The sequence below is a fragment of the Mesorhizobium sp. M4A.F.Ca.ET.050.02.1.1 genome, from assembly GCF_003997725.1.
In the GTDB taxonomy this organism is placed as follows: Bacteria; Pseudomonadota; Alphaproteobacteria; order Rhizobiales; family Rhizobiaceae; genus Mesorhizobium.
The window spans coordinates 1-5,759 of record NZ_RZSG01000371.1; the positions used below are offsets into that span (position 1 = coordinate 1).

6 protein-coding genes are annotated in these 5,759 nt (G+C 63.5%); all 6 read left to right on the forward strand.

The genetic code is table 11. From position 1 onward, the window contains the following. Positions 1-280, forward strand: a 280-nt coding sequence (locus EOA33_RS21765) for a DUF2182 domain-containing protein (protein ID WP_190234329.1), incomplete at its 5' end; no start/stop codon positions are given. 15 nt (positions 281-295) lie between these two features. Then, a complete protein-coding gene (locus EOA33_RS21770; RefSeq protein ID WP_126054538.1) occupies positions 296-910 on the forward strand; it encodes a DUF1326 domain-containing protein in 615 nt (204 codons plus the stop codon). Continuing rightward, positions 907-1,737: a phosphatidylcholine synthase gene (gene pcsA / locus EOA33_RS21775; RefSeq protein ID WP_126054539.1), complete on the forward strand. Its 831-nt coding sequence runs from the start codon at positions 907-909 to the stop codon at positions 1,735-1,737. Before EOA33_RS21770 ends, pcsA begins: the two co-directional genes overlap by 4 nt. A 52-nt stretch (positions 1,738-1,789) precedes the next feature. Beyond that, on the forward strand, positions 1,790-2,767 hold the full coding sequence (locus EOA33_RS21780) for a quinone oxidoreductase (protein ID WP_127406551.1): 978 nt from the start codon (positions 1,790-1,792) through the stop codon (positions 2,765-2,767). Between the two features lie 209 nt (positions 2,768-2,976). Beyond that, complete coding sequence (locus EOA33_RS21785) at positions 2,977-4,554, forward strand: ABC transporter ATP-binding protein (protein WP_189363177.1); 1,578 nt, start codon at positions 2,977-2,979, stop codon at positions 4,552-4,554. Continuing rightward, positions 4,551-5,663, forward strand: coding sequence for an ABC transporter permease (locus EOA33_RS21790; RefSeq protein WP_126054542.1), 1,113 nt, complete (start codon positions 4,551-4,553; stop codon positions 5,661-5,663). Before EOA33_RS21785 ends, EOA33_RS21790 begins: the two co-directional genes overlap by 4 nt. The last annotated feature ends 96 nt before the right edge of the window (positions 5,664-5,759 follow it).

The window sequence follows — 5,759 nt, forward strand, 5'->3', positions numbered from 1 at the left end:
GACGAAATGCCGGAACCCGTTCTCGACCTTGTTCGCAAACTGGAGCGCGAAACCTGGCCGCATCTTCCATCTCGGCATGGAACAGGGCCTGTGGTGCCTGGGCTGCTGCTGGGCGCTGATGCTGGTGATGTTCGCCGTTGGCGCGATGAACATCTTCTGGATGGCGTTGATCGGCCTGCTCACCCTGATCGAAAAACAGACCAGCGGCAGGATGGCAAGCCGGAGTGTCGGTGCGATACTGCTTGTCTGGGGTGCCGCCCTGCTATTAGTTTCGGCGTGAGGGGGAGAGAATTCGATGAAAGACCAAGGCTGGGCAATGAAGGGAGAGCTCGTACTCTCCTGCAATTGCACGGTTTTTTGCCCTTGCGTACTGTCGCTCGGAAGCCATCCGCCGACCGAGGGCTATTGCCAGACCTGGGCCGGATTCCGCATCGACGCCGGCCATTCCGGTGACGTCGACCTCTCCGGCCTCAATCTTGGCCTTGTGATGGAGATCCCTGGCTATATGAGCCGCGGCAACTGGACAGCCGGGCTGTTCATCGATAAGCGCGCCTCCATCCACGCGGTCAAGGCGCTCACCAGGATCTTCACCGGCAAGGCGGGCGGCACCACCGCGTTGCTTGCCATCCTGGTTGGAAAATTCCTCGGCGTCGAGCAGGTGCCGATCACCTATGAGACGCGTGACAAGACGCGTATCTTCCAGATACCGAAGATCATCGACGGGGCGGTGACGCCGATCCCCGGCAAGGACCGCGAAAAGGATACGGTGATCAGCAACTCCGAATACTGGATCGCGCCGGAAATCATCGTGGCGAAGTCCGACAAGAGCAAGATGCGCGCCTTCGGCCGCAACTGGAACTTTGCCGGCCGTTCGGCCGAGATCTGCAAGCTGGACTGGCGGGGCCCGTGAGCAAGAACACTGCGGCGAGGAAAGCCGCCAAGAAAATCGCCGACCGGATTCCGCGACCGAAGAAGAAGGTGACGTGGCCGCAGGCGCGTGCGTTCTCGGTTCACCTTCTGACTGCTTCCGGCTCGTTCCTGGCCTTCCTGTCGCTGGTCGCGGCGAGCGAGCAACGCTGGACGGCGATGTTCTGGTGGCTGGGGCTGGCGCTGTTCGTCGACGGCATCGATGGTCCGATCGCCAGGAAACTTGAGGTCAAGGAGATTCTGCCGACATGGTCGGGCGAACTTCTCGACAACATCATCGACTACGTGACCTATGTGCTCATCCCGGCCTTCGCGCTCTATCAGCGCGGCTTCATGGGCGAAAAGCTGTCGTTCCTGTCGGCGGCGATCATCGTGGTCTCCAGCGCGATCTACTATGCCGACACCGGCATGAAGACGAAGGAGAATTTCTTCAAGGGCTTCCCGGTCGTCTGGAACATGGTGGTGTTCACGCTCTTCGTCATCGAGCCGGGGCAATGGGTTTCCTTCGCCGTGGTGGTGGTCGCCGGCATCCTCACCTTCGTGCCGATCAACTTCATTCATCCGGTTCGCGTGGTGCGGCTGAGGCCGGTCAATCTCGGCATGACGCTGCTGTGGTGTGCCTTCGGTGCGCTGGCACTGGCGCAGGCGGCACTCGCCGCCTTCTACGACCAGATCGGCGTGCTGGGCGAGCAGGTCAGCGTCTTCACCAAGGTCGGTATCACCGTGACCGGACTTTACCTCGCCTGCATCGGCGGTATCATGCAGGTCTTTCCAAAGCTCGGCGCCAAGCCGGGCGCCGGAAAAGACTGATTCCTGCGAAAGCCGGTTCCCAAGACGGCTTGATCCCAAGAGAGACTGCCCAATGCCCAAAGCGATCCGCATCCACGCCCATGGCGGCCCGGAAGTACTGACCTATGAGGATGCCGATCCGGGCCAGCCCGGGGCCGGGCAGGTCCTGATCAGGCACACCGCGATCGGCCTCAATTTCATCGATGTCTATCATCGCTCGGGCCTCTATCCTCCGCCCGGCGGCTTTCCGCTGATCCCCGGCGGCGAGGCGGCCGGCGTGGTGCTGTCGGTCGGCGCCGACGTCGACTGGCTGAAGGCCGGCGACCGCATCGCCTATGCCGTCAATGTCGGCGCCTATGCCGAGCAGCGGGTCATCGCCGCCGACCGTGTGGTGAAGGTGCCCGATGGCATCGGCGACGAGCAGGCGGCGGGGATGATGCTGAAAGGCATGACGGCCGAGTATCTTTTGCGCCGCACCTTCAAGGTGAAGGCGGGCGACACTATCCTGTTCCATGCGGCGGCCGGCGGCGTCGGCCTGATCCTCGGACAGTGGGCCAAGCATCTCGGCGCCACGGTCATCGGCACGGCAAGCTCCGCGGACAAGATCGAGCTCGCCAAGGCGCACGGCTTCGACCATGTCATCAACTACAAGGAGCACGATTTCGTCGCCGGTGTCGCCGCCATAACCGGCGGCAAAAAGTGCGATGTCGTCTACGATTCCGTCGGCAACGATACGTTCCCCGCTTCGCTCGACTGCCTGAAGCCGCTCGGCATGTTCGTCAGCTTCGGCCAGTCCTCCGGGCCGATCCCGCCCTTCTCTATGTCGCTCCTGGCGCAGAAGGGCTCGCTATACGCCACAAGGCCGACGCTGTTCGTCTACAACGCCAGGCGCGAAGACCTCGTGGCGTCGGCCGAGGCCCTGTTCGGCGTCGTGCAGAGCGGTGCGGTCGAGATCAAGATCAACCAGCGCTACCAGTTGAAGGACGCCGGCAAGGCACACTCCGATCTCGAGGGAAGGCGCACGACAGGCACCACCGTTCTGATCCCCTGATGCCGCCGTTCCTGGCGGCTTGCCGCGGTGGAAAGCATTGATAGTTGGCAAAGCCGGCCATCCACTTTCACCGGCTTTGCAAGGTACTTTTTTACCGCTTGAGTTTCCGCTGAAATTCTTGAAGCTCTTTCAAGTCGCGTGCCGCTTTCCGCCAACAGCCGGCAGCGCATACGATGCTTGCGGGAACACAGAACATATCTGGCAACCAGATGGGAGGCACTGTGAGTGCAAATCACGACAGCGCGAATCTGCTTGAAGTTCGTGGGCTGACCAAGATTTTCGGCACGCTGACGGCGTGTAACCATATCGACCTCAACATCGCCAAGGGCGAGATCCACGCCCTGCTCGGCGAGAACGGCGCTGGCAAGTCGACGCTGGTCAAGATGCTATTCGGTTCGCTGGAGCCGAATTCGGGTGAGATCTTCTGGGACGGCCAGCCAGTCCGGATCACCAACCCGGGCGCCGCCAAGAAGCTCGGCATCGGCATGGTGTTCCAGCATTTCTCGCTCTTCGAGGCGTTGACCGCGGCGGAGAACATCGCGCTGTCGCTGGATGACGGCTCGCCGATCAGCAGCATCGCCGCCAAGGCGAGGGCGCTCTCCTACAGCTACGGCCTGCCGCTCGATCCTGAATCGCTGGTCGGCGACCTCTCGGTCGGCGAACGCCAGCGCATCGAGATCATCCGCTGCCTGCTGCAGACACCGCAGCTGATCATCCTCGACGAACCGACATCGGTGCTGACGCCGCAGGAAGCCGACAAGCTGTTCGAGACGCTGGAAAGGCTGCGCTCGGAAGGCAAGTCGATCCTCTACATCTCGCACCGGCTGGAAGAGGTCAAACGTATCTGCGACCGCGCCACGGTGCTGCGCCACGGCAAGGTGGTCGGCCATTGCAACCCGCGCCAGGAGACCGCCGCCTCGCTCGCCCGCATGATGGTTGGCACCGAGGTCAAGGCGGTGGTGCGCGCGCCGGCCGAAGGCATCGAGATGGCGCCGGCGCTGCTCGAGATCCGCGCGCTGACCCGCAAGCCGGCGACGCCGTTCTCGATCCCGCTGAGGAACATCAACCTCACCGTGCGCGCCGGCGAGGTGATCGGCATCGCCGGCGTCGCCGGCAATGGCCAGGGCGAATTCTTCGAATCCGTCTCCGGCGAGGCGATGCAGCCGGATGCCGGCTCGGTGCGCATCCGCGGCAAGGACGCCGGCGGCCTCACCATCACCGGCAGGCGGCTGATGGGCGCGGCCTTCGTGCCGGAGGAGCGGCTTGGCCATGGTGCCGCGCCGCGCATGAAGCTCTCGGAAAACCTGCTACTGTCGCGCCACGCCACCGACGGCAAGGCCTTTGTCGGCTCTGGCGGCATGGTCAAGAGCGCCGCCATCTACGCTGCTTCCCAGCGTATCATCGAGGTGATGGACGTTCGCAAGAGCGCGCCCGATCCGGAAGCCGCGGCATTGTCCGGCGGCAACTTACAGAAATTCATCGTCGGCCGCGAACTCGACCGCAAGCCGAGCGTCATGGTGGTCAACCAGCCGACCTGGGGGGTCGATGCCGGTGCCGCGGCCCACATCCGCCAGGCGCTGATCGAACTGGCACGCAGCGGCTCGGCGGTGCTGGTCATCAGCCAGGACCTCGACGAGTTGTTCGAGATCTCGGATGCAATCGCGGTGATGCACAATGGCGAATTGTCGAAACCGCTACCGATCGCCGAAGCGACCTTCGAGAAGATCGGCCTCTTGATGGGCGGCGCCGAGCCCGGCCACGCCGAACACACGCTGGAGACGGCATGATGCGCCTCGAACTCGTCAAACGCCCGCAGCGCTCGGCGCTGTTTTCGATGCTGTCGCCCTTCATCGCCTTCGCGTTGACGATGATCGCCGGGGCCATCCTGTTCGCGCTGCTCGGCGTCAATCCGCTCAATGCCTTCAAGATCTATTTCATCGAGCCGATCAGCCAGGTCTGGCAGTTGCACGAGTTGGCGATCAAGGCCGCTCCGCTGATCCTGATCGCGGTCGGCCTGTCGGTCTGCTACCGGGCCAATATCTGGAACATCGGCGCCGAGGGGCAGCTGATCTTCGGCGCCATTTTCGGCTCGATCATCCCGGTGCTGTTCCCCCATTTCGAAGGCCCGCTGGTGCTGCCGCTGATGCTTATCCTCGGCATGTTCGGCGGTGCAGTCTATGCCGCCATCCCGGCACTGCTGAAGACGCGCTTCAGCACAAACGAGATCCTGACCAGCCTGATGCTGGTCTACGTCGCACAGCTCTTCCTCGACTGGCTGGTGCGGGGCCCGTGGCGCGATCCGCAAGGCCATGGCTTCCCGCAGACCATCCAGTTCGGCGACTCCGCCATCCTGCCCGAACTGATGCCTGACGCCGGGCGCGCCAATTGGGGCTTCGTCTTCGCCCTGGTCGCCGCCGTGCTGATCTGGCTGCTGATGGGCCGCATGCTGAAGGGCTTCGAGGTCCGCGTGCTGGGCTCCAGCCCGAGGGCAGGGCGCTTCGCCGGCTTCGGCTTCAACCGCATGGTGTTCTTCACCTTCCTGTTGTCGGGGGCGCTTGCCGGCCTGGCCGGTATCTCGGAAGTCTCAGGCGCGATCAACCAGCTGCAGCCCGTGATCTCTCCTGGTTATGGCTTCACCGCCATTATCGTCGCCTTCCTCGGCCGGCTCAACCCGCTCGGCATCATCGCCGCGGGCCTTGTTCTGGCGCTGACCTATCTCGGCGGCGAGGCCGTGCAGAGCGCGCTCGGCATCTCCGACAAGGTGGCGCGCGTGTTCCAGGGCATGCTTCTTTTCTTCGTGCTCGGCTGCGACACGCTCATCCACTACCGCATTCGTCTGATCGGCTTTGCCGCGCCAAAGCTCGAGGCCGCGCCCAAGCTGGAGGAGGCACGCTGATGGAAATCACCGTCAACATTCTTTTGACCATCGCCACCGCGGCGACGCCGCTGCTCATCGCGGCAATCGGCGAACTGGTGGTCGAGCGCTCCGGCG